A 24,281-nucleotide genomic window follows, 5' to 3' on the forward strand; every position below is an offset into this window, starting at 1 on the left:
CAACAGCATGGAGCGCGTGGAAAGAACGCTCCCCGACGGGTTCTCTTACTATTACTATCAGTGCCCACGTTGCAACCGTGTTGACTACCCTCCCTGCGAAGCCCAGAAACTTCTAGAGTATTCAAAGACCCATACATTCTTGTTCCTTGACGATTGGATACTTCTCTGGTTGTATATCGGTGACGGAGCCCCTGTTTGCGGGATCACAAAACTCCAGAAAGACATTTTCATCGTCACGATGGAGTTCGCACAGAAGAACAACATCCCTTCTGAGAACCCTGGATTCAAGGCATACAAATTCGGCCCCTATACTGAGAGGATTGATCGTAGTATAGACACCTTGACAAAAATGGGCCTTGTTAAGAGCGTAGGTCGCCTCAACACAGACGTAGAAAGATTCTTCCTCACAGAATCGGGAATTAACGTTGCTGCCAAGCTATCGAGAAGTCTGACTCAAGAGCAAATGAAAGCTCTAAGGGAACTCAGGGAGGACCTCCAACAGTTCAGCGCCCAAGGGGAAATGACGTATGTATACGCTCATTATCCAGAATACACTGACGAATCCGTAGTGTTCGAACGCACACTCCATCGCCGGAGGAACCGATGATGGAAATCATCAGAGTGGATCCGGGCGAGTCAACCCTTTCAGGAAAAGGCGGGCGTGTCGTCAGCGTACGCGTGAGCAGCTCTGTATCCTTCGACACTCCTGTAAGGCCATTATCCATCGCCGAAACTATTGCCAAGGACTATCTCGGATACAGAGGCATCTTGGAATCACCGATAGCTATCATGCCTATAGACCTCCAGTCCAACGACGGATACACTAAGTTTCTTAGAAAGAACGGTTTCATTCACGAGAATCAGAACAACCTCCAATCTTTCACAGACCGCAACCACGGCAAACCGTGCGCCCCTCTACTCCAACTACCACCTTTAGATTTTGATGACAGGGTCCCATTCAAGATTGCTTTCGATATGCAGAAAGATGTTGATGGACTGGCATTCATGTGTATGCCAGAGGTAGATGTCGAATACGACGATTATGAAAAGGCAGTAAGGGACTGGTGCTCCAGCTGCGAGGACTACGGAAAAGAAGGCATCGTCCAGCTATCCCTATCTGACAATCCAGAGGTGTTCAAAAGGAGACTTCAAATCCTGAGCGAACTCTCCCACACAGGAGAGGTCCAAATTATCAACATTAGATATTCACCAAGAAGCACCATCCAGCTCTCAGAACTCTGGAACAAAAAAGGAGAAATCAACGCCGTCATCAACTGCTCTGAAGTACCGACGACAATCCAACAGAAGGTGATTGAAGGCGTCGAGAGAGACATCGAGTATGATTTGCTCAGCCATGGATTTGATTCCATCACCCGTAAGAAAAAGAAAGTGAACTCTAAGTTCATGGCAAGACGTAACTTCGCCGACCCTCCAACGACTCTAGACGGAATCGACAAATTCAAAGTGGCCACCCATCAGGCAGCCGTGATGATCGGCAGTGATATTTGGAGACACATGGAGCACAGCCCCGAATGCAAATGTTCTGTATGCAGAGGCAACTCAAAGTTGGCGTTGATTGACAAATTTGCCTATAAAGACAACGGAGATATCGACCCGTCTGGAATGAGATACTTCGCACGTCTTCACGATCATCAATCTGACAATATTGAGTTGGATGTACTTAGGAAGTACATCCGCGAACGCGACACCCCCGACTACGAAACACGTTTGGATAAGAATCTAGACGGAATCGTGGACAAAATCAAACAATCCTGAGAATATTTGATTGGATTGCTAACATCATTATTACCTAGCAGAAAGTATAGAGTCGTTAGAATAAATGTCCCCCACAACTCACCGATGACGACAACTCTGGTCAAAACGAACCATCATTAGAACCTATCCTTCTCATCTCTTCCTCCAGATCCCTCACCGACTCCATCTTTTCGTTGAGTTCTGCTTGGGCGACCTCCGCCTGCTCCGGCTTCATCATGCCGATCTCGATCTGCCTCTTCCTGGCCCACTCCCAGAAGTCATCGTTATTGTACCTAATCCCACCCTTGCTGCTATCCGGAAGGACCTTCCTGAGGATGATCCCGCCGTTGTCGATGTAAAACATCACATGGTCCTGGGGCCTGAGCTCTAGGATCTCCGCCACCTCCTTAATCAGCGTTATGCGCTTGGAGCCGTCCACCTCCGGATTCATCCTTTTCGATAGTGTTATCTCGAGTTATTCTAATCCATTTCTCAGATTTGAAGTGAAATGGCCAGAAAGGAGTCTATTCTAATTGACAAAACTGTTCCCCTTAGTACTATTGAGAGTGAGATAGATCGTCTCAGAACCACCGGCTCCAAATCCGATGCTGCGATGGCCCGCCGTCTCGAGCTCATCAGATACCGTTACAAAGGACTGTCCGTCGTTCAATCGGCCGACCTGCTGAGGGTCAACATCCAATCCGGATACAACTGGCAGGCTGCATGGAACCGTGGTGGAATCGAAGCCCTCAGATCCGGAACCAGTACTGGAAGGCCTCCACTGGTCACCCCCCATCAGCTTGAATCCGTTGCCATTCGTGCTCATTTCGAAAAATGGAACACGAGACAGGTTCGCCAATACATCAAACTCCAGTTCGGTGTGGACTACACCCCGGCACAGATCAGGGACAAGCTCACCGGCATCGGCATGAGATTCGTTCAGAACGACGATTCGGACAAGAACGACGACGGTTTTTGGACATTCTGATTCTTTTTCCACGCCTATCCCTGTCAATTTATAAATAGAATTATTCTAATTCTTTTTTTAGATTTCACGGAGGACCTACTGTGTACGTGGAAGGCAGAAGGAAGGGACTCGTTGCGATGTGTTGCCTGTGGATCGTCGTACCATTGATCACAGCCTATCTTCTTGTCAATGGCATTATGGACTATGAAGTGGCGATCGCGATGCTGGTCAGCGGGGGATTCAGTGCCATAGGCATTGCGTATTTCGCAGGCAAGTGTGAGATTATGAGCGGGTTCTCAACGATGAGCATCGACGAAATCGTCAAGTACGACATGAAGAAGCTGACGTAGTTCTCCGGAGTGTGGCTTTACATAAGCTCAATGGCGTTCTTCTTCCTCTTCCTGTTCATTTCCATGTTGATGGGGAGTTTTACCGGACTTCTCGCTTCCGTGGTCGTTTTAATAGCCCTCCTTGCAATCTGGGCAGTGATAATATCAACGAGCAGGTTCAAAGTCACAAATTGTAATGACATATGAATCGGTTGGAAGAGCCAATTAAATTCTTTGATTGATAACAGAAACATATCCTGATAAGACCTGTAGGCTCGGCTGCCATGGGTGGCCATCAATTCTTACGGGCAATGGATATATTCTCTATGATTACACTCTTGGGTGATATTAGACCAGGGCGTATGGCGGATAGACAACACACCAGCCAAACATCCGTGCTTCCATCATCTTCTCTGGATTCGTACTGACACAGAACCGTTAAACGCCTCCCCTTCGGTTCCGTGCTCATGGCCTACAAGGAATGCCGCTGTCCGAACTGCACTCTGCCCACAGTCTTCAACGATGCGAGGATGCAGTGCTACTGCATCAACTGCGGATTCCTGATCCGGAAGGAGGACGCCGGCGACGTAGAGCCTGTGGTGTCCTCCGAGGCACCCTGTGACGCCCCGACCGCCAGACCCTCGGAACAATCCGACGGCCTGGTGACGGTCATGGTGTCGGTCCCGGACAAGGCACAGCCGTTCATGATCTTCATCGACGACGAGGAGGTGCTGAAGTCCACCGGGGGCAGCTACCGCGTCAGGACGACGCCGGGGAGACACTCCCTGCGGGTGAGGCAGAACCTGTTCTCGGAGACCGTGGACATCGATGCATCGGAAGGCACGAGGGTCGACGTGACCGTCGGGATCATGGGGCTGAAGGTCAACATCCACTGACAACCGTCATATCCGATGAGCCCATCGGCCCAGGCATGTGGAGGATCGGAGACCTCAAGGTCGACGGGCGCGTGGTCCTGGGACCCATGTCCGGATACACCTCGGAGGCGTACAGGAGGTTCATGAAGCCGTTCGGCGTGGCCCTCGCCTACACCGAGATGGTCTCCGACAGCGCCATGATGCACAACAGGCGCAGCGACGAGTACCTCATGTTCGACAGATGTCCGCTCACGGGGATACAGCTCTTCGGCAGCGATCCCGAGAGAATGGGCGATGCCGCCGCTGAGTGCGTCAGACGGAACCCCAACGTCGACCTCTTCGACGTGAACATGGGGTGCCCTGTGGAGAAGGTCGTCCGCAGGGGCGCCGGCTCCGCTCTGATGGCCGATCCTGCCAGATGCGGGAGGATCGTCAGGACCGTCAAGGAACGCACCGGGCTCCCGGTCACGGCCAAGATACGCCTCGGACAGGGGGAGGACTCCCTGAACTTCAGAGATGTCATCGCGGAGCTGGAGGCGTCCGGCGTCGACGCCATCACCGTCCATGCGCGCACGAGGAAGCAGCGCTACGCCGGCATGCCTCGCTACGACCTCATGAGGGACCTTAGAAAGGAGATGTCCGTGCCCCTGATCGTCTCCGGCAACATATTCTCGCTGGACGATGCCATCGGGTACACCGCGATAACGGGGGCGGACGGGGTCATGGTCGCCCGCGGCGGAGTGGGCAACCCGTACCTGGTCACCCAGATTGACCGCTGGTTCCGCGAAGGGACCAGACTGCCGAACCCCACCGTGTCACAGCAGGTGGACTGGTGCAAGGACCTTGCCGACCTGATGTACGCCGAGAAGGGGGACGAGGTCGCCTCCAAGAAGATGCGCAGCATCGCCCCCAAGTTCATCGTCGGCTGCAGGAGGAGCCGCGAGTTCAGGTACAGGCTGGCGACGGAGATCGACACCCGCGGGGACCTGGACCGCATCCTGGAGGAGGTCCGCGAGCGTCTCGGCGACAGGACCGTGCGCACCCTCGGGTACAGGACGTCCGTACCCGAGGATGAATGAAGCCGTTTAGAACTCCCTCCTGGAGAAGGCCAGGTACGAGAGCATCAGGGTTGCGGCGCCCCAGGCGAGCATGACCGCACCCGAACGCAGGCAGTCGGCGGGCTCGACCAGCGCCCCTTCCATGGAAACTCCGAGGCCCGATCCGATCTCCCCCATCATCTCGTTGGCGCCGGACACGTACTCCGGTACGGAGTTCGAGATCGCGTTAGACGCGGAGTCCAGCATGAACCATGGGTCCGTACCGGCGACGGAGATGACCGAGGAGACCACCGACACCAGCAACAGGATCGTGATGAACGTCATCACGGCGGATGCCCCGCCCCTACTCATCACCGAGCTTATCAGCATCGCCACGCCCGTGGTCGCGAACACGTACGCCAGGCACATGGCGAGGGACGGCAGGAACGACGTCACCAGGTCGCCCGTCACCGCGAAGGCGACCGCGACCGCCACCAGGTAGTAGACGACCATCACGGCTGCAGTCAGGACGAAGCACGCCGCGAACTTGCCGAGGAAGATCGTCAACCTCCTGATGGGCCTGGTGAACAGGACCAGCGCGGTCCTCTCCTCGAACTCCGAGACTATGGTGTAGGAGGCGAACAGCGTCGCGCCCAGGAGGACGATGAACGAGGAGTACCCTATGTAGTTGGAGAACACGTCCCCTGCCGATCCGGAGATCCCACTCCCGATAGCGTACGGCAGCAGGGTTGTGAGGGCCAACAGGGCGACGACCAACGCTCCGAACATGAGGAACTTCCTGGAGCGGATGAACTTCAGCATCTCGTTCCCGGCGACCGTGACCGTCTGCATGAAATCTCCGGTTCTGTCTGCGTTGGCGAACATCAGCTCGACTCCTTGATGATCTCGAGGTACTTCGACTCCAGACTGTCCCCCTCGGACAGGCTGTACGCGCCGATGCCAAGCCCGGCGATGTCCGTGAACAGCGCAGAGCGGCTCCCGCGGAAGCGGACCACCGTGTCCGCTCCATCCGAATCGACGGTGACTACGCTGGAAAGGGACCTGAGCCTGTCGTGCACGGACGCCTCGGGGACCCCCTCCGTCTTGAGAACCATCGTCTTCAGGCCCGCGATGGAGCCAACCGCCTCGATGTCGTCGTTGAACACGAGTCTGCCGTGGTTGACCATGGCGACGCGGTCGCACAGGTCCTGCACCTCGTGGAGGATGTGCGAGGACGTCAGGACGGTCAGCCCTCTTGCGTGGCCGCGGAACTCCTTCATGATCGCCCTCATCTCGGCCATGCCGCGGGGGTCCAGACCCGATGTCGGCTCGTCCAGTATCACGATGTCCGGATCGCCGAGCAGCGCCTGTCCTATGGCGATCCTCTGGCGCATGCCCTTCGAGAACGTGGACATCCTCTTGTCCGCCCATCCGGACATCCTGACCTTCTCCAGGACCTCGTCCGTCTGGGCGGAGATCGACTCGGGGGGCATGCCGATGATGCCCCCGATGTAGCGCAGGTTCTCGCGAGGGGTCATGTATCCGTAGAACTCCGGGGTCTCGATGACCGTCCCGACCCCTGCCAGGGCCTCCTTCGGATCCTCTGTCACGTCGTATCCGTTGATGAACACATGTCCTGACGTCGGACGGATCAGATTCGTGATCATCTTCAGGGTGGTGCTCTTGCCGGCACCGTTGGGTCCCAGAAGCCCTGTGAAGCTGTTGCGGGCTATTCCCAGCGACAGGTCATCCACCGCCGTGAACCGCCCGTACTCCTTGCGCAGGCATACGAGTTCGATGGGATTCTTGTCCATTTTATCTCCAGTCTTGTCATTTATCATGAAATATTTAATGATTAACATTAAATCGTACATGAGTTTCATTAAATATGGAAACATGCATGACTTCTCTGGTCTGATATCTTGGAAGCCGACAGGGAGCTGAGGAGGCTGAGGACGTTCAGCAGGGGGTCGTCAGCTCTGCTGCTGTTGATCACCGCAGTCATGGTCGTCCTGACGGTCGTCATTGCCCTCGGTGTGGCCCAGATCCTCTCCGACACGCCGAGCTTCGAGGAGCAGTTCGGAATGACCTTCTGGCAGACCGTCCTGTTCGGAGCGACCCTGGTCGCCGCCCTCGTCCTCGTCACGGTGACGTTCGGGATCATCTTCTGGGTCATGCGCAGGATGTCCAGGGACTACAGCCCCTTCACTGAGAGGAACGTGAGGCTCATCACGGTCTTATCCGTGATCTACCTGGTGATGCCGGTGGTCCTGACGGTGTCCATGTGCACCGGGGAGAGCGACTGGACGCTCATAGCCGTGGCCGCGGCGATAATCTTCCTGCCGTCACTGTTCGTGGCCGCCCTCCTTTACATGCTGGCACTGGTGTTCCGCTACGGGTGCTGGCTGCAGAAGGAGTCCGACGAGACGCTCTGAGGGCATCACCGTCCTCGGGAGGCTATGTATCTTCCATAGACCGCCGTAGTTACCATATACCCACACTCACTCCGAGTGCCCAGTGATTCATTGAGTTTCATGGACGTACTAGACTTCATCGACACGTACATCTGGTACGTGGCGTTCGTCCTGATCATCTGCGTCGGCGTTTACGCGACGGTCCGCCTCAGGGGGATCCAGGTCGCTGGCTTCAAGGAGATGGTCAAGGTCACCTTCCTGAACAGAGGGGACCGCAGGGAGGGGAAGCTCTCCTCCTTCCAGGTCTTTTGCATGAGCATGGGTTCCCGCATAGGAGTCGGGAACATCACCGGTCCCATCCTGGCCATCCTCGTCGGAGGCCCCGGGGCAATCCTGTGGATGTGGGTGTTCGCACTCATCGGCATGGCCACCAGCTTCCTGGAGACCACCGTGGCCCAGATCTACAAGGTTCCCAAGGAGAACGGAGGTTACCGCGGAGGCCCCGCGTACACCCTGTTCCACGGACTCGGGATGAAACGTCTCGGCATGATCGCGGCCTTCGTGATGATCCTGATGTACCTCGTCGGGTTCATCTCCGGAGAGGTCATCAGCATGTCCGAGGCCGTCCACAACGCGTTCGACTTCGACGGCATCAACCTCGTGTTCGCCGTCCTGCTGACTGCCGCCACCGCGCTCCTCCTCGTCGGAGGGGTTTACAAGATCGCGGACCTCTCGGTCAAGGTCGTCCCCCTCATGGCCATCGCATGGTTCGCGGTGTGCATCGTGTCCATCGCATTCGGTCCCGAGGGAGTCCTCAACGGAATCTACTCCATCTTCGAGTACGCGTTCAACATCCCCTCCGTCATCGGCGGAGGAGTGGGTGCCATCATCATCACCGGGATGCAGAGGGGCGTGTGGTCCAACGAGGCGGGTATCGGTACCATCACCAACCTGTCCGGAATGGCGGACGTCAAGCACCCCGTGTCCCAGGGATACACCCAGGCGATCGGTGTCCTCATCGACACCCTCGTGAGCACCATGACCGCGCTGGTCGTCCTCTCCTACGCGGACATCAACGCGCTGGTCGGATCCGGCCTGGAGTCCATACCCCTGCTGCAGAGCATCTTCACGGACACCCTCGGATCCGTCGCTCCGTACGTGGTCATGATCTTCATGTTCATCTTCGCGTTCACCTGCCTGATGTCGGACATCGTCATCGGGGAGGGCAACCTGATGCTGATCAAGGAGAGCAAGGTCGCCAAGTGGGGCATGTGGGTCCTTCTGCTCGCCGTCGTGTTCCTTTCCAGCTTCTACGCGTCCGATGCGCTCGTCGTCATCATGGACATACTGCTCGCGGTGTGCGCGTTCTTCAACACGTTCATCATGATCAAGCTGGCACGGCGCGGTATCGAGGCGTTCAGGGACTACAGGAGACAGAAGGCGGAGGGCGTTGAGGAACCCGTGTTCCACAAGAGCTGCCTCTCCGACGACTCCGGAGTGACCGAGTGGGACTGACGCTCCCACGCAAACCCCTTCCAAACCATTTCATCCCGTTTTCCGCTCGCATCCTTTAATACGTCCTTCTCGTTCTCATGACGATGGCAAACGAAGCGACCCTCTACAAGTACAGGCAGAAGATCGGGCAGATGGAGACCGCGGCGCTGCGCGACGAGATTGTCAAGCTCGAGGACAACCTGGTCAGGGTCGCAGGGGAGCTCTACGCCCTCGACAACAGCCCAGAATCGCTCAACCAGGACAAGTCGTACAAGTTCAAGGTCATGTCCAGGACGAACAACCAGACCATGTGGGACGGGAAGCTCGACGCGGCCATCAGCGAGCTCAAGTCCCGCGGCGAGCAGTACGCCCCGTCCGAGGAGTACGGGAAGATGTGCAGCGTCGCCGGTGACGTGTACAACGCCGTCAGGGTCGTGTTCGCCGAGAGGGGCGAGGACGGCAAGTCCTACGGATACGACTTCATCCTGGAGCCCGCTGGGTTCCTGGCGAAGGCGTCCGGATACGGGCCGTTCAACACCGAGACGATCCCCGTGGCAGGAAGCACGAGGGCCATACTCATCAACAGCCTCCTCAACAACTACGTCTTCGGATGGGGCGGAAGCTACATGATGAAGGGTTCGAAGAGCAGGGCCCGCTGGATACTGGACATATACACCAGGGACGGCGGATGCATCTCCTACAAGGGCAACGTCTACCACCCGTACAACTTCCAGTCCGTCCTCATGGCCATAGGTTCCGTTGCTAGGATGTGAACCCGACCGCGACGCACGTCCTGTTCTCCGCACTCTTTATATCCATTGGCATCCACTGGAAACAGCGGAGGACCCCCCGTGGACGGAGAAGAGGACCAGTTTCCATACCAGATCGCGACCTGACCACCGATGACCTGGATCAGTACAACGCGCTCCTGCGTTATGCCTTCCAGGTCACGGAGAAACAGCTCATGGAGGCTGGATGGAGGGATGACGAGATCATGCAGTCCAAGTTCCCCATCCTCGAGAGAGCGGATGTCCTCGGCAGCTACGACGGTGACAACCTGATCTCGCAGATCGCCGTGTACCCCCTCCAGATGAACATCCACGACGAGATCTACCCGATAGGTTACGTGACCAGCGTGAACACGTACCCCGAGTACTCCGGGCGCGGGATCATCCGCGTGCTGATGCACAGGAGCCTCGCCAGGATGAGGGAGAAGGGGCAGTCCGTCGCACTGCTGTATCCTTATTCGATCCCCATGTACAGGAAGTTCGGATGGGAGATCATCTCCAACAAGATCTCGTACAAGATCAAGGACAGCCAGATCATCCCCCGCAGGAAGAGGGCCACGGATGGCTACGTCAGAAGGGTGGACTGGAACAACCCCGATTTCATGAGCCTCCACGCACAGTTCGCCCTGCGCACGCACGGATGCCTCCTGAGGAACGCCTCCGCCTGGGAGGAGTACTGGAGATGGGACTCCGACGACACCACCGTCGCGGTGTACTACAGCAAGCAGGGGAAGCCCCTCGGATACATGGTCTACCTGATCAAGGAGGATGTGATGTACATCAAGGAGATGATCTACCTCAACAGGGAGGCCCAGAAGGGTCTCTGGGACTACATCAGCGCCCACTACTCCATGATAGACGAGGTCCGCGGCAACACCTATCAGAACGAACTGCTGGCGTTCTACCTGGAGGACGGCAACATCACCGAGACGATCAAGCCGTACATCATGGGGAGGATCGTGGATGTGGAGGCATTCTTCATGAGATACCGCTGCGACCCCACGGAGGAGGACGTCTGCTTCAGGTTCGAGATAGAGGACGACTTCCTCGACTGGAACAACCGCGGGTTCAACGTCTACTTCCACGACGGGAAGGCGACCGTCACCGACCGGGAGCCCAGATACACCGTGAGGATGTCCATCGGCACCCTGTCCACGCTCCTCCTCGGATACATGACGGCGATTCAGCTGTTCAGACTCGAGAGGATCGAGGGGACGCCTGAGGCCGTCCAGATCCTGGATGAGGTCGTCATCCATCAGATCCCGTACATCTCCGACTTCATCTGAGCCCCTTCAGGAAGGGCATGACGAAGATGCCCAGGGGGAGGTCTGCGGATTCCACATCGTGCATGGTAGACACCTCTATGCCGGGTCCCGGACGACACCGCCATGACGGCGAAACCGCCTCCGCCCGACTGTATGAAACATCTTTCATTAATTATTTAATGTTTATCGATAAATCATAGATGCATATCGATAAATACCGTGAACACCTGGTACACTCGGAGACCGACCCATGGACAATGACCTGAGGAGACTGAAGACCCTCTGCGGAGGACTGTTCTTCGTCCTTCTCCTGCTCACCGTGATCATCGCGATGGCGATCTGCGTGGTCGTCTCAGGGACGGTCATCGAGATGAGCGATCCGGGGCTGGTCTCGGACTACCTCGGCGTCTCCAGCGACAGGTTTGTCGTGATCGCCGGATTCGGAGCCGTCGTGATGGGCGTCAGCCTCGTGGTCCTCGTGATGATGTTGAACATCACCAACGCGATCTACAGAGAGTACTCCCCGTTCACAATCAAAAACGTAAAACGTCTGGAAGTGATTTCCCTGGCCTATCTGCTGTTACCCGTGATCGTATCCCCTATGATCTATGCGGTGATCGGTGAGCTCACGGCTCTGGAAGTCATCATCCTCAGCTTCTCGTCGGTGCTGATGGCTGCGATATTCTACTGCCTGTCACTGGTGTTCCGCTACGGGTGCTGGCTGCAGAAGGAGTCCGACGAGACGCTCTGATGGGGATAGCATGGCGATAATACTGAGACTTGACCGTGTCATGGCTGACAGGAAGATGTCCCTGAACGAGCTGGCGCGCCATGTCGGGATATCCAACGTCAATCTCTCCAACATCAAGACCGGGAAGATCTCCGCCATCAGATTCTCAACGCTCAACGGCATCTGCAAGGCCCTGGACTGCCAGCCCGGGGACATCCTGGAGTACGTCGAGGACGACGACGGGACCGAATGAGCCGGACACCCCGTTCACAGAGGGGTGCCGCCGGACCCTGTGAAGAACAATATATATGACAATCAATCTAACACACCCTGGGTGGGTGCTTGGAAGAGCTAGCGTTACTGACCAGTCTGGCAGTGTTCACGCTGCTCGCTGCAGCCTGCTCCATCATTTTCAACAAGATCCGGCTGCCTCCGCTCATCGGATACATCGTCGCCGGGATCATCATCGCGAACGTCTGGACGATAACGAACGACAGCGAACAGATAGTCAGCATCCTGTCGGACATAGGCCTGGTCATGCTGATGTTCTGCATCGGCCTCGAGATAAACCTACGGAAGATTCGCAAACAGGGCCTGTTCGCCATGGGCGTGGTCATCATCCAACTGCCACTGATGATGCTGGGCGGCATAGTAGCCGGGATGCTCCTCGGATACGACATGGTCCAGTGCATCTGCCTGGGAGCCATCATCTCCGGATCCAGCACCGCCGTCGTCATGGCGGTCCTCAAATCCCAGAAGGAGCTGGACGCCGACCACAAGGAGTCCCTGGTACTGGTCCTGATCATGGAGGACATCGGCCAGGTCATCATCCTGTCCATGATCACACCCATCATGGCCAGCAACGACCCGTCCGTCGACGTCAACAGCCTCATAGTGATGATTGTCAGCATCATCGTGTTCATGGTGGCCAGCATAGTCGTCGGCCTGAAGCTGATACCGAGAGCCATCAACTGGGTCTCCGACAACGTCTCGGACGAGATCCTGACCGTCTTCTCCGTCGGCCTGGCCTTCGGCATGGCGCTCCTCTCGATCTACATCGGCCTGTCCATGGCCATCGGAGCGTTCCTGATGGGGATGATGATAGCCGGGAGCAGAAAGAGCAAGGAGATCAACCATAAGATAGAGCCAATGCGCGATCTGTTCATGGCCATATTCTTCATCTCGATAGGGATGGAGATCACGGTGTCCTCGCTGATCGACAACATAGGCACTATCATCGTGCTCTACCTGATCTTCCTCATCCTCATCGTCGTGGCGGTGTTCATCGCGTACTGGTTCGAAAACGAGACCTGCCGCAACGGGTTCCTGTCCGCAGTCAGCCTCGCGACCATGGGCGAGTTCGCATTCATCATCGCCTCCGAGGCACTGGGATTCGGAGCGATAGACCAGTCGTTCTACACATCTGTGGTCGGTGCCGCCCTGCTGTCCATGGTAATACTGCCTTTCCTGAGCAGGTACTCCCCCCGCATCTGGGACAAATCCGTCGAGAAGTGCCCGCGCCCCATCTACGCCACATGCTGCAGGCTCAACGAGACCAGAGAGAGGGTCTACAGCAGAGTCTACGCGACCTCCAAGAAGTCCCGTAAGGCAATGTACAGGAGCATGACCCACTCCTACATCAACATCCTGGCAATCGCCGCCATCGAGATCGCGTTCTACTTCCTGATCCCGGTGTGCGTCGACTGGATCACCGCCAACTTCGGAGGCACCCGCGACCTGTGGAGCATCGTGATGCTCATGGTCAACTTCGCCGTCCTCATGATGCCGGTGTACCACCTGGTCAACAACGTGAAGTTCCTTGACGAGATGATCATCGGAGGGGCCCGCCGCATCGCAAAGAGGGAGGGGAACCTCAGCGAACCGGGTGCTATATACCAGCGGTTCCTGGAGATCAACACCTACATCATGGTGCTGATAATCGTGGCGCTGATCGTCATAATATGCCCCAACTCCGTGGGGCTGTGGCAGCACCTGGTAGTCCTGGGGCTGGCCGCCATCGTCCTGGCGGTGTTCTATCTGAAGAGGCTCAGGGACGACAGGAAGAAGCCCCCCTCCGCTCAGAGGACCCAGACGCCAGATCAGGACGACGAAGGCGACGATCTCTGAAAAAGTCTGGACACGGACAGCGAAGGCTCCGTTTTGTCACTACGTAAACACCATCCCACGGTTAGTTTGGAGCGTGTTCACATCCAATAATATAGTCTTCGACGTATACTGTATACGGGTGGATACGTGGATGAGACGACGCTTCTGACTAGCTTGGCAGTCTTCACATTACTTGCTGCGGCCTGTTCGATCATCTTCAACAAGATCAAACTTCCACCCCTGATAGGATACATCGTCGCCGGGATCATCATCGCGAACGTCTGGGTGGTGACCGCCGAAGGCGAGATGGTCATAGAGATCCTGTCGGACATAGGTCTGGTCATGCTGATGTTCTGCATCGGCCTCGAGATCAATCTGAAGAAGATCAGGAAACAGGGGATATTCGCCATAGAGGTCGCCGTCATCCAACTGCCACTGATGGTCCTGGGAGGCGTCGTTGCCGGGACGTTCATGGGATTCGACATGGTCCAGTGCATCTGCCTGGGCGCCATCATCTCCGGATCAAGCACCGCCGTCGTCATGGCGGTCCTGAAGGCTCAGAAGCGTCTCGACAAGGAGCACATCGAGATGCTCGTCCTCATCACGATCATGGAAGACATCGGCCAGGTCATCATCCTATCCATGATCACACCCATCATGGCCAGCAACGACCCGTCGATCGACGTCAACAGCCTCATAGTGATGATAGCCAGCATCATCGTGTTCATGGTGGCCAGCCTCCTGGTTGGACTGAGACTCATCCCCAGGATGATCAACTGGGTCTCCGACAACGTCTCGGACGAGATCCTGACCGTGTTCTCCGTCGGCCTGGCCTTCGGCATGGCGCTCCTCTCGATCTACATCGGCCTGTCCATGGCCATCGGAGCGTTCCTGATGGGGATGATGATCGCGGCCAGCAGGAAGAGCAAGGACATCAACCACAAGATAGAGCCCATGCGCGATCTGTTCATGGCGATGTTCTTCATCTCGATAGGGATGGAGATTACCCTGTCCTCCATCGTGGACAACATCGCGATGATCCTGATCATCTACCTGCTGTTCGCTGTCCTGAAGATCTCCACCGTGTTCCTGGCATACTGGATCGGCGGAGAGACATGCCGCAACGGGTTCCTGTCGGCCACCGGCCTGGTGGCGATGGGTGAGTTCGCGTTCATCATCGCTGCGGAGGCGCTGGACTTCGGGGTGGTGGACAACGCGTTCTACACGTCGGTGGTCGGAGCCGCCCTCGTCTCGATGGTCATGCTGCCGTTCCTCACCAAGTACGCCGCGCAGATATGGGACAAGTCGGTCGAGAAGTGCCCGAAGCCCGTGTACGCGGCATGCTGCAACATCAACTCCTCGAGGGACAGGTTCTACGAGCGCCTGCACGCTTCATCCAAGAAGTCGCGCAAGGCGATGTACAGGAGCATGACCCACACATACATCAACATCCTGGTGATCGTCGCCGTTCAGATAGTGTTCCATTTCGCCACACCCCTGGCGGTGGACTGGCTGACGACCAACTTCGGCGGGAACACGACCGTCTGGAGCATCACGATGCTCTTCGTCAACTTCGCGATACTCATCGTACCGGTGTACCACCTGGTCAACAACGTGAAGTTCCTGGACGAGGTCATAATAAGCGGTGCCCGCCACCTTGCCGTCAGAGAGGGGACCGGCGATGAGCCGGGCGTGATCTACCACCGCATCCTGGAGGTCAACACCTACCTGATGGTGATCCTGATAGACGTGCTGATAATCATAGTGACACCGAACTCCGTCGGCATCTGGCTGCATCTGGTGATGCTCGCCGTGGCGATCGTCGCCCTGCTGCTGTACTATTTCAGCAGGAGACGGGAGGACAAGAGCGGCAAGGAGCCGGAACCCGACGAATACGACGAGAACGAGGACAGCGACGACCTCTGAGTCAGCGCTTCCCGATCTCGCGTATGCGGGTCTCGATCTCCGCGGCGGTCTCGACGAAATCGTTGGTCATACCCTTCACCGCTACGGCGGCCTTCCTGGCCCCGCGGTCCGCCGACCTCACGGCCTGGTTCGTCTGGACCATGATGGCTGAAGGGGAATGGAGCATGAACTTCCCGAGTGACGCCGATGCCATCTGGACCTTCTTGGGGACGGTCTTCTCCAAGCCGACCACATCCACGCGGCGCCTGATCACGTCGTTGAGGAACTCGTCCACGGTCGACGCGGAGGACACAGTCACGACGTTACCGACCTCGTTCAGGGTGTGGCCGTCCGTGCCGCCGGTGTAGCCGATGCCGTATCTGCGGGCGGCCGCCAGGGCCCGACGGTTCGAGTCGCGCGTCATCCCGCTGCATACGACCTCGTAGGCGTTCAGACGCTTCGCGACGTCCTCGCCCAGGTAGCCCTTGCGGATGCAGACCTCCACGCCCTTGTTGGTTCCGAAGTATCCGGCAGGATGCGCCGCGGACACGACGCAGTTCTCCTTCTCCAGGAGGTCGAGTAGCCTCTCGGTGGGACAGTCCCTCAGCGCCAGCCACGGGCACTCCTGCAGCCTGGGCCGGATGCTGCGGTACCAGAACCTCTCCAGGTCAGAGAGGTCGTAGAAGTAGACCAGGATGTGGGGGCCGTCCGAGGTGCTGACCTCCATCCCCGGGATCACCGGGATGGGCGTATCCTCACCTTTGATCCTCACAAGCGACTCGATGAGGTTGTGATCCGTGATCGCCACTCCGACGCCCCTCTCGGCGGCCAGCCTGACGGCCGCCCTCACATCTGTGAAGGAGTCGGAGCAACTGGTGTGGAAGTGCATGTCCACGGCCATGTCACCGCTCTCGCGGATGGCACCCCAGTCCGGTCTCTCGAATCTTACCGACATCTCATCTCAGGCAGAGGGACCTCCACGCGTCCTCGGATCCCGCCAGCACCTCCTCCGTGTCGAGCGTTGTGATCCTGCCGTCCTCGACGACCATGTCGCCCTGGCAGAAGACGGTCTTCACATTGAGGCTGTTGCCCGAGTAGACGATGTTGGCGATGATGTTCTCGGGAACCAGAGGCCTGAGGTTGGGCGCCTTGCCGTCCAGAATGACCACGTCGGCGTACTTGCCGGGTTCGATGGACCCTATGGAGTCCTGCATGCCGACGGCCTTCGCACCGTTGATGGTCGCGAAATCGATGAGCTCCTGGGCATTGGCCACGACAGGATCCCATCTGCTGGACTTCTGCAGGAGGCCGAGGGTCTTCATCTCCGCGAACATGTCCAGGGTGTTGTTGGTGGTGTTCCCGTCGGTTCCGATGGAGACGTTGACGCCGTACTTCTGGAACTCCGGCACGGGTGCGACACCTCCTGTGGCGAGTTTCATGTTGGATACCGGACAGGACGAGATGGACATGCCGGCCTCGCCCATGAGCCTGACCTCCCTGAGCGTCAGCCAAGCCGAGTGGGCCGCGACCCCCCTCGGACCCAGGACCCCGATGCTGGAGAGCCACTCTGCCGGGCGCATGCCGGTCTTCTTCTTGTGGTCGTTGACCTCCCCTCTGGTCTCCGAGAGATGGAAGTTCATGGGCGCTCCGACCTCGTCGGAGAACTCCTTCGCTCCCACGCAGGTCTCCTCGTTGCACACGTAGACGCCCTGGAGGCCCACTCCGGGAACTATCTTGCGTTCGTCCTTGAACCTCCTGTGGAAGTCCTTGCAGTTCTGGAGGGGGTTGCCCTTCTGCGTCGTGCACTCCTGGTCCAGGACGCACCAGCAGAGGACGCCCCTGATGCCCGCCTCCTGGGTGGCCCTGGCGATGACGTCCTCGGAGTAGTAGAGGTCCATGAACGTCGTGGTTCCGCCGCGCATCATCTCCATGCATCCGAGCTTGGTTCCCAGGGCGAGGTCCTCGTCGGTCCTGTCGGAATCGATCTTGAACACCTTGTCAAGGAAATCGGGGAACGTCAGATCGTCGACGACGCCCTTCATCACGGACATCGCCACATGGGTGTGGGTGTTGATCATTCCGGGCATCACTATGTCGCCGGTGGCGTCGATCTCCCTGTCTGCCGTGCCGTCATATGCGGGGCCGACCGAGACGATTCTCTCGCCGTCGATAACCACATCACCCCTGAGAATGCGTCTGGACTCGTCTTGTGTGACGATCCATGCGTTGCGGATCGCTGTAATCATGAGGATGCGATTGATGGCATCAATAATAAAGGGCTCTTAGGGATTGGGGGTGGATGGCCCCCGACCCCATGTCGTCCGGTGTCATCCGGACGGTTCTGCGGATCCCCGCAGGGTTCCCATGCCGGAACCCAGGATGTTCAGCGCCGCGTTATGGTCACGGTCCATTTCGAGCCCGCACCGCGGGCACGAGAACACCCTCTGAGTCAGAGGCATTTTCTCACCCACTAGCCCGCAGCACGAGCATGTGCGTGTGGTGTACGCCGGGTCGACCTTGACCAGGGGGATGCAAGCTCTTTCAGCCTTCGCCTCCACCTTCCTCACAAGGATTCCCAGAGCGACCTCCGTGAACAGTTTCCTTCTCGGAGCGGGACAGTCGTCCCGCTCCATCATCCTCCTAAGCCTGAGATCCTCCAGGATCACGGCCGAATGGCCGGACACCATGCGGTTGGCGACCCTGTCCAGATATCCGTCGCGTCTGCGACGGATCCTCTCGTGCAGTGCGGAGAGGCGTCTCTGCTTCCTCCTGCGCTTCGGTCCGTCCTCCATCGACTCGATCTGCCGCTGGAGCCTGGCGATCTCGTTCTCGTGTCTCGCGTAGAGGTCGGGGGCCTCGGGCTGCGCGGGTTCTGACAGGTCGATCTCGCCGCGATATCTTTTGTCGATCTCGAAGGTGATGTGCACGTACCACCTGCCGCTCCCTTTGCGGACGACCCTGGCCGTGACGACCCTCCCGCCCTCGGGCCTGTGGAGCCTGCGGCTCCTGTCGAGGTTCCCGCATCTGAGTCCCATCCACTTACCCAGGACGATGCGCCTGCCGTCGAACCTAACGCCCCTCGGATCGATGGCCAGGGAACGGTATCTGGATTCGGACTTGAAGCGGGGGAGCCGCAGCTCTCCGGACCTAGCCGACAGCTTCGCGAAGCTCGTCATGGCCGCATGCACCCTCAGGGGCGCGTCCCTGAGGGTGAACACGGCCACAGACCTCAGTATCGCATCCTGGCCCCTCATCACGGTGATCCCCTTGTTCATCTCCCTCGGGGTCGGGAACCTGTCCCCCTCCACGACGTCGGCGATGCATTCCGCGAGGAAATGGTTGTAAAGGCCGCGGACGACGTCGAGCGTCCTCAGGAGCTCGCGCTCCTGAGCGCCGTTCGGGTATGCAGGGTACACTACTGTGACGTGCCCCTTCTCTGCGGATCCCCCCTCCATTTCTTCCATGATATCCCGACCGACCATCCGGCTTATAAGCCTCACAGAGGGAGGTCCCCGAACAAGGTCCCATCCCCCGAGACGTCTGGCCATGCCCGGAAAGGGCCGAATAACCCTCCGGTATGGGGTCATCTACCCTCAATCCCGAAGAGCCGAAATACTCCGCGCACATTCCAGCTCTCATGAGCTTCCGCATAACATTCCTCGGAACCGGTGGTGGTCGTCACACCACCATGTACCAGGTACGTTCCACGGGCGGCATGCTCATCGAGCATGACGGCAGGTTCCTTCATGTGGACCCCGGACCCGGCGCGCTGACGCAGATGCACAGGATCAGGTACGACCTCACCAGGACGGAGTCGCTGATCGTGTCCCACTGCCACCCCGACCACTACTCGGATGCCGAGAGCGTTCTGGAGGGCATGTCCAGAGGGGGATGGGTCAAGCACGGCCACCTCTACGGGTCGGAGACCGTCATAAACGGGAACGGGAGGCTGGGCCCATGCATCTCGGACTACCACAAGGGCATCGTGGAGGACGTCACGGTCTTCACTCCCGGCGACGTCCTGGATGTGGACGGCCTGAAGGTGGACATCTGCAGGGCGATCCACAGCGACCCGACCAACGTGGGGTTCAGGTTCCACACGGAGCACGGCATCGTCTCCTACGTGAGCGACACCGAGTACACGGACGAGCTGGCAGACCAGTACGTCGGAACCAGGGTCCTCCTTCTGCCTGTGACCACCCCCACGGGGAACAGGATCAAATACCATCTATGCACCGACGACGCGATAACATTCGTCGACCGCGTCAAGCCGGAACTGGCCATCTTCATCCACCTCGGCGTCGTGATCATCCGCCGCGGCCCGGACGCGGAGGCCGCATCGGTCGAGGATGCCACGGGCGTCAGGACCATCGCCGCCCACGACCTCATGACCCTCGACGTGGGCGAAGAGCTCACCGTCTCCGACGCGGAGACCTTCGACGGCGAATGGATACCCGACTCGTCACCCTGAGACGGGATAGAACCCCGTAGTGCCCCAGAACGTGTTGTCGCCGAAGGCCGTCCAGGTCGTGTACCCGACCGGCGTCTGACCCCTTATCGTCTCCACGGCATAGTAGACGGTCCCGTCCGTCCCTCCGACCGCGGTGTTCATGGTCAGCGTGAGGTAGCCGACACCGAGATCGTCCAGACGCGAGTCGGGAACCTCCTCGAATCCCTCCAGCGCGACCCCTGCGAAGACATGGCCGCTCTTCCCGCCCATGGCAACCTGGTACCCAGCCTCGATGTACAGGGCGCAGAGCAGCGCGGAGTTGTCCTCGCAGTCCCCGTACAGGTGGTACAGGGTCTCCTGCGGGAGCGCCCAGTACTCGTCGGCACCGTAGACCCCGTAGTCCCACCCGCGGACGGACCCGTCCTCGCGTATCGTCCCAGGATACCGGACATTCAGCTGGACGAACGATGCGATGAAGTCGAGATACCCCTGGACGTCCGAAGCGTCCCCGCCGATCCTGACGTACTCGTCCGACAGGGCCCTCTCCACGGCGTCGGTCAGGCTGTCTGTGACCACCATCTCCGGGAGAAGGTCGAACGACGCAGACGTGCCGTTGTTGTAAGCGGAGTTGAACCCGCGGCTGGACTCCGTCGACGACAGGAGGTCCCCCAGGCTGATGGTGTACTCGATGGCGGCCTCGACCGGAACACCGTCCATGTCGTAAGTCCAGCTGACTGACCTGACGATGTCTCCGTACACGACGACGGTGAACTCGCATCCGTCAGCGGTGACGGTGTACGCACCGACATCCAGGGTCAGTGATGGAGATGTGACGTCGTATCCTGAGTAGCGTTCGGTGAACGATCCCGAGCCGGAGACGTCGTAGAATGTGTGGAAGCTGTCGGTCACATGCCATGTCACCTCTCCGGGAGCCACTATCGTGTCGTCGCCGGAGACGGAATATCTCTCCGGAAGCCCCGTCACGTGGATTCCGGCGAGGCCCTCCCCGGGTTCTTCCGGTGCCGGCCCGTCAGAGGACCCGTTCCCGGAACCGTGCATGACGGACACCGCATATGCAGCCAGCGCCAGGATGACGACCACGGATATGACGGCTATTGCTGACCCCGCCCTCACGCGGACGCAGCCCCCTTTGTGGTCACGACAGGGGCCACGAAGGCGTACTGCCTTATGTCCGACACCTCGAGATCGGATTTGATGTTCAGAAGACCGACCGGGACGTACTGGTCGTAGGAGGTCTCGCACAGCCAAAGATGCGTGCCGTCGAGAGTTACATCGGATATCCGGAGATGGTTCGCATAGAACCCGTCCGGCTCGAACAGGTCTAGCTCGACACCGACGACCATATGGCCGGAAACCCGGATGGTCGACGACGTGTACCCGCTCGCCGAGTACAGGGAGGCCAGCAGGAACGATGTGTCCTCGCAGTCGCCCATCCTGTGGTAGAGAGTCTCCATCGGATACGCCCAGTACTCCTCCGTGCCGTACAGGTACAGGTCGCCGTTGCCTCCGGACACCGGCACGAACTCGCCATCCTCGTACTCCAGCTCTATCGGATACTGTATTGCGAACTGGACGAAGGAGAGCAGATAGTCGGCGTAATCCTGCCCGTTCCTCTGCGCATCCGGACCATACACAGCCTCGTACTCGTCCGCCAGCGCATCGGCGAGACGCATGATGGCGTCGTCGACGACAGCGAATCTGCCGTCGCTCAGCCCGCTCTGCGCATGACGTACGGCGCTCTCCTCGGCATAACGCTGGTACTCTTCGAACATGTAGGTGAAGGTGATGCCGTAGTAGACGTAGTCCCCGTCGATGAAACGGCTCCACTCGTACTTGTCCTGGATCTCCCCGTCCACCACCGCGCGACCCGCGGCGACGACAGATCCGTCCACGAATAGGACGACTTCGTACTCGCCCGGCTCTTGGAAGCTAATGGTGTTGTCATAGGAGCGCGTCGCTTTGCGGAACTCGTAGTGGTCGCCGACGGCGATCATGTCGGTGTCGCTCAGATCGGTGCTGAGCCACTCCACATCCGAACCCGGGCCCGTGTACTCCAGCTCCGGTTCCCCGCCTGCGGAAACCATCGTGATGTACTCGCTGTGGAGCCCGCTGTTGATGGTGAGATTCCCCTCCGTGTACTCGCGGTCTTCCCATCCCACAGGCTCCTCGGCGCCCATGAGCATCAGAGCGGAGACGGCGAAGAACAACGCAGAGATCGCCAGAAGGACCGACACCGTACGGTACGTCCTCCGGGAGACCCCTGCGGGCACGGTGCCCTCGCGGCTGCATCCAACGGTGTCGCTGGACTGCTCTGATTCATTGTGTTCCGGATCGGAATCCCGGGCGGACGAACTCATACAAGGTCAGATGATCTCCCACTGAATAGTGACCGAATCGTGGAACTCCGCATCCTTGGGTACTGCGTCGACGGCCATCGCAGAGAACATCCTCGCCCTGGGGGATACCGAACAGTTGTTTGAGGCGTAGCTTATGGAGACGATTCCGCCAAGCTTCACATCGGCAGCGAGAGCCAGCTCCCTTGCCCTGTGCTTCGCGTCCTTGACCGCCGCCTGCCTCGCCTCCCTCATGGGCTCCGAGGGGTCCCTGACGATGTACGATACCCTGAACTCGGGGGCTTGGCTGCATGACGTGAGGGCCTGCAGAAGCCTTCCGAGGGATTCGCCATCCGCGTCGGTGGTTATCGATATCCCGTGCATGTAACGGTACCCGGCGAACTCGGCTGTGCCGGCGCTGCCGTTCTTGTACACGGTGTCGACCGAGAAATTGGTGGTCTTGAGATCGTCCATGTCGAATCCCGCCTCACCGATCGACTTCCTGATTGACGTGAGGGCTTCCGCCGAGGACCTCACCGCTTCGGAGTAATCCGCAACGGTTCCGATGATCTCCCCGTTGACGACGGCCGCATCGGGTGTGGCGTATGCCGTTCCCGAACCTGTTACTGTGATTGTCTTGTCCATGTGCCGTCATTCCTCCTTGGGTAATTTAAGAACGACCGATATAATTAGTTCTTCCGTCTTTGTATCATCGAATGGTAAATTCATCGAATACATAATCGAACGTATAATCCAATATATCACTACGTATCGATCCCTCGGACCGTGCAAACACCCGTCCAGTCCGACCAGCGCAGACTTTCGCATACGCGGACGCCGACGATACGGATAGCGGGTCACTCTAAGTTTAAATCCGATACAATGGTAACAGACATGATGGCAAGGATTGGCGACATCGGCGAGAGACAGCTCATAGAAGACTTCAGGAGCTTCATCAGACCGGAGGGCATGATTGGCCCCGGCGACGATGCCGCCGTCATCGAGAACGGAACGGTCGTGACGACTGATGTTGTGACCTTCGACAGGCACTTCCCCGCGGGGATGTCGTACGAACAGTTCGGATGGTACGCCGCCGCCGTGAACTTCAGCGACCTGGCGGCGATGGGTGCGAGACCTATCGGGTTCCTGGCGGCGCTCGCACTCCCCCTGGACCTCGAGACCCAGGCCGCTTACGACATCATGAGCGGCATCGACCAGTGCTGCGAGTTCTGCGGCACAGGGATCGTCGGCGGGGACACCAAGACCGGCCCCGGGATCGTGGCGGGGACCGCGCTCGGCACGATGGACGGGAGGCTCCCCATGAGAAGGTCCGGCGCCCGTCCCGGGGACATTGTGGCTGTGACCGGCCCGGTGGGCGGACCTGCGGCCGCGTTCATCGCCCTGGAGAAAGGCCTGGAGGCCCCCGAGGCGAAGGAGGCCCTGTATGTGCCCATCCCCCGCGTGGAGGAGGGGGTCGCCATGGCCAAATCGGGAGCGGTGACCTCCTGCATGGACCTGTCGGACGGCCTCGGCACCGCTCTGAACACCATATGCTCGGCATCCGGGGTCGGTATCGACGTGGAACTGGACTTCATCCCCCGCGGACCCTGCGTTGACGAGATGGCAGAAGCGTCAGGCAGGCCGGCCAAGGACCTCCTGCTCGGATGGGGTGGCGAGTACGAGCTCCTCTTCACGGCTGACAGGGAACGCCTGGACAGACTGTACGACGCCGAGGTGGAGTTCTCCATCATAGGCATGGTGAACGACTCCGGGAGGCCCAGCCTCGTGGAGGACGGGAAGAGGTCCGTGATC

General features: G+C 58.6%; 23 protein-coding genes and 2 pseudogenes. 16 read left to right on the top strand and 9 right to left on the bottom strand.

Annotated features, from left to right (window positions below):
- Positions 1-7 precede the first annotated feature (7 nt).
- Positions 8-607 carry a hypothetical protein gene (locus tag JS82_08090; GenBank protein QHK18068.1) on the top strand — a complete coding sequence of 200 codons (600 nt, stop codon included), beginning with the start codon at positions 8-10 and terminating at the stop codon, positions 605-607.
- Entirely contained in the window at positions 607-1,776 is a 1,170-nt protein-coding gene (locus JS82_08095; protein QHK18069.1) for a hypothetical protein, read from the top strand. The genes JS82_08090 and JS82_08095 overlap by 1 nt, the downstream gene beginning before the upstream one ends.
- Positions 1,777-1,876: 100 nt before the next feature.
- Here the strand turns inward: JS82_08095 and JS82_08100 are convergent, their stop codons facing one another.
- A complete protein-coding gene (locus tag JS82_08100) occupies positions 1,877-2,206 on the bottom strand; it encodes a hypothetical protein (GenBank protein ID QHK18070.1) in 330 nt (109 codons plus the stop codon).
- A 57-nt stretch (positions 2,207-2,263) separates the two neighbouring features.
- Between JS82_08100 and JS82_08105 the strand changes: the two genes are divergently transcribed.
- The 4 genes from JS82_08105 (at position 2,264) to JS82_08120 (ending at position 5,005) form a co-directional block, all read left to right on the top strand.
- Positions 2,264-2,743, top strand: coding sequence for a helix-turn-helix domain-containing protein (locus JS82_08105; GenBank protein QHK18071.1), 480 nt, complete (start codon positions 2,264-2,266; stop codon positions 2,741-2,743).
- Between the two features lie 80 nt (positions 2,744-2,823).
- Positions 2,824-3,072, top strand: coding sequence for a hypothetical protein (locus tag JS82_08110; GenBank protein ID QHK18072.1), 249 nt, complete (start codon positions 2,824-2,826; stop codon positions 3,070-3,072).
- A 446-nt stretch (positions 3,073-3,518) separates the two neighbouring features.
- Complete coding sequence (locus JS82_08115) at positions 3,519-3,947, top strand: hypothetical protein (GenBank protein ID QHK18073.1); 429 nt, start codon at positions 3,519-3,521, stop codon at positions 3,945-3,947.
- Between the two features lie 35 nt (positions 3,948-3,982).
- Positions 3,983-5,005: a tRNA pseudouridine synthase B gene (locus JS82_08120; protein QHK18074.1), complete on the top strand. Its 1,023-nt coding sequence runs from the start codon at positions 3,983-3,985 to the stop codon at positions 5,003-5,005.
- Positions 5,006-5,011: 6 nt separating this feature from the next.
- Here the strand turns inward: JS82_08120 and JS82_08125 are convergent, their stop codons facing one another.
- Positions 5,012-5,848: an ABC transporter permease subunit gene (locus JS82_08125; GenBank protein QHK18075.1), complete on the bottom strand. Its 837-nt coding sequence runs from the start codon at positions 5,846-5,848 to the stop codon at positions 5,012-5,014.
- Positions 5,848-6,777 (bottom strand): ATP-binding cassette domain-containing protein, encoded by a 930-nt coding sequence (locus JS82_08130; protein ID QHK18076.1) that lies wholly within the window; start codon positions 6,775-6,777, stop codon positions 5,848-5,850. Before JS82_08130 ends, JS82_08125 begins: the two co-directional genes overlap by 1 nt.
- Before the next feature lie 108 nt (positions 6,778-6,885).
- Here JS82_08130 and JS82_08135 point away from each other — a divergent pair, with 108 nt between their 5' ends.
- The 8 genes and pseudogenes from JS82_08135 (at position 6,886) to JS82_08170 (ending at position 15,686) form a co-directional block, all read left to right on the top strand.
- The gene (locus tag JS82_08135) at positions 6,886-7,398 is read left to right on the top strand and encodes a DUF2975 domain-containing protein (protein QHK18077.1); all 513 of its coding nucleotides are present in this window, start codon (positions 6,886-6,888) and stop codon (positions 7,396-7,398) included.
- A 99-nt stretch (positions 7,399-7,497) separates the two neighbouring features.
- Positions 7,498-8,892 (top strand): amino acid carrier protein, encoded by a 1,395-nt coding sequence (locus JS82_08140; GenBank protein ID QHK18078.1) that lies wholly within the window; start codon positions 7,498-7,500, stop codon positions 8,890-8,892.
- An 83-nt stretch (positions 8,893-8,975) separates the two neighbouring features.
- The gene (locus tag JS82_08145) at positions 8,976-9,644 is read left to right on the top strand and encodes a hypothetical protein (protein QHK18079.1); all 669 of its coding nucleotides are present in this window, start codon (positions 8,976-8,978) and stop codon (positions 9,642-9,644) included.
- A gap of 113 nt (positions 9,645-9,757) precedes the next feature.
- Positions 9,758-10,945 (top strand): annotated as a pseudogene (locus JS82_08150) (GNAT family N-acetyltransferase).
- Positions 10,946-11,174: 229 nt separating this feature from the next.
- On the top strand, positions 11,175-11,675 hold the full coding sequence (locus JS82_08155; GenBank protein ID QHK18080.1) for a DUF2975 domain-containing protein: 501 nt from the start codon (positions 11,175-11,177) through the stop codon (positions 11,673-11,675).
- A 10-nt stretch (positions 11,676-11,685) separates the two neighbouring features.
- Entirely contained in the window at positions 11,686-11,907 is a 222-nt protein-coding gene (locus JS82_08160) for a helix-turn-helix domain-containing protein (protein ID QHK18081.1), read from the top strand.
- 89 nt (positions 11,908-11,996) lie between these two features.
- Positions 11,997-13,781: a cation:proton antiporter gene (locus tag JS82_08165; protein QHK18082.1), complete on the top strand. Its 1,785-nt coding sequence runs from the start codon at positions 11,997-11,999 to the stop codon at positions 13,779-13,781.
- Positions 13,782-13,907: 126 nt separating this feature from the next.
- On the top strand, positions 13,908-15,686 hold the full coding sequence (locus JS82_08170; GenBank protein ID QHK18083.1) for a cation:proton antiporter: 1,779 nt from the start codon (positions 13,908-13,910) through the stop codon (positions 15,684-15,686).
- Between the two features lies 1 nt (position 15,687).
- On the opposite strand, the gene JS82_08175 is transcribed toward JS82_08170, so the two are convergent.
- The 3 genes from JS82_08175 to JS82_08185 form a co-directional block, all read right to left on the bottom strand.
- Positions 15,688-16,620: a phosphotransferase gene (locus JS82_08175; protein QHK18084.1), complete on the bottom strand. Its 933-nt coding sequence runs from the start codon at positions 16,618-16,620 to the stop codon at positions 15,688-15,690.
- A gap of 1 nt (position 16,621) precedes the next feature.
- On the bottom strand, positions 16,622-17,911 hold the full coding sequence (locus JS82_08180; GenBank protein QHK18085.1) for an amidohydrolase family protein: 1,290 nt from the start codon (positions 17,909-17,911) through the stop codon (positions 16,622-16,624).
- 81 nt (positions 17,912-17,992) lie between these two features.
- Positions 17,993-19,129 (bottom strand): transposase, encoded by a 1,137-nt coding sequence (locus JS82_08185; GenBank protein QHK18086.1) that lies wholly within the window; start codon positions 19,127-19,129, stop codon positions 17,993-17,995.
- Positions 19,130-19,302: 173 nt separating this feature from the next.
- Between JS82_08185 and JS82_08190 the strand changes: the two genes are divergently transcribed.
- The gene (locus JS82_08190) at positions 19,303-20,136 is read left to right on the top strand and encodes an MBL fold metallo-hydrolase (GenBank protein ID QHK18087.1); all 834 of its coding nucleotides are present in this window, start codon (positions 19,303-19,305) and stop codon (positions 20,134-20,136) included.
- Here JS82_08190 and JS82_08195 read toward each other — a convergent pair.
- Genes JS82_08195 through JS82_08205 form a run of 3 tightly spaced genes read right to left on the bottom strand, consistent with a single transcriptional unit; the run spans position 20,128 to position 23,114 of the window.
- Positions 20,128-21,249, bottom strand: coding sequence for a hypothetical protein (locus JS82_08195; GenBank protein QHK18088.1), 1,122 nt, complete (start codon positions 21,247-21,249; stop codon positions 20,128-20,130). The two genes, JS82_08190 and JS82_08195, sit on opposite strands and share 9 nt — an antisense overlap.
- Positions 21,246-22,493, bottom strand: coding sequence for a hypothetical protein (locus JS82_08200; GenBank protein QHK18089.1), 1,248 nt, complete (start codon positions 22,491-22,493; stop codon positions 21,246-21,248). Before JS82_08200 ends, JS82_08195 begins: the two co-directional genes overlap by 4 nt.
- A gap of 6 nt (positions 22,494-22,499) precedes the next feature.
- Positions 22,500-23,114, bottom strand: a complete 615-nt coding sequence (locus JS82_08205) for a DUF541 domain-containing protein (GenBank protein ID QHK18090.1) — start codon at positions 23,112-23,114, stop codon at positions 22,500-22,502.
- A 252-nt stretch (positions 23,115-23,366) separates the two neighbouring features.
- On the opposite strand from JS82_08205, the pseudogene thiL reads away from it, so the two are divergent.
- Positions 23,367-24,275 (top strand): annotated as a pseudogene (gene thiL / locus JS82_08210) (thiamine-phosphate kinase).
- Positions 24,276-24,281 lie beyond the last annotated feature (6 nt).

It is taken from the genome of Methanomassiliicoccaceae archaeon DOK, from assembly GCA_009911715.1.
GTDB lineage: Archaea > Thermoplasmatota > Thermoplasmata > Methanomassiliicoccales > Methanomethylophilaceae > Methanoprimaticola.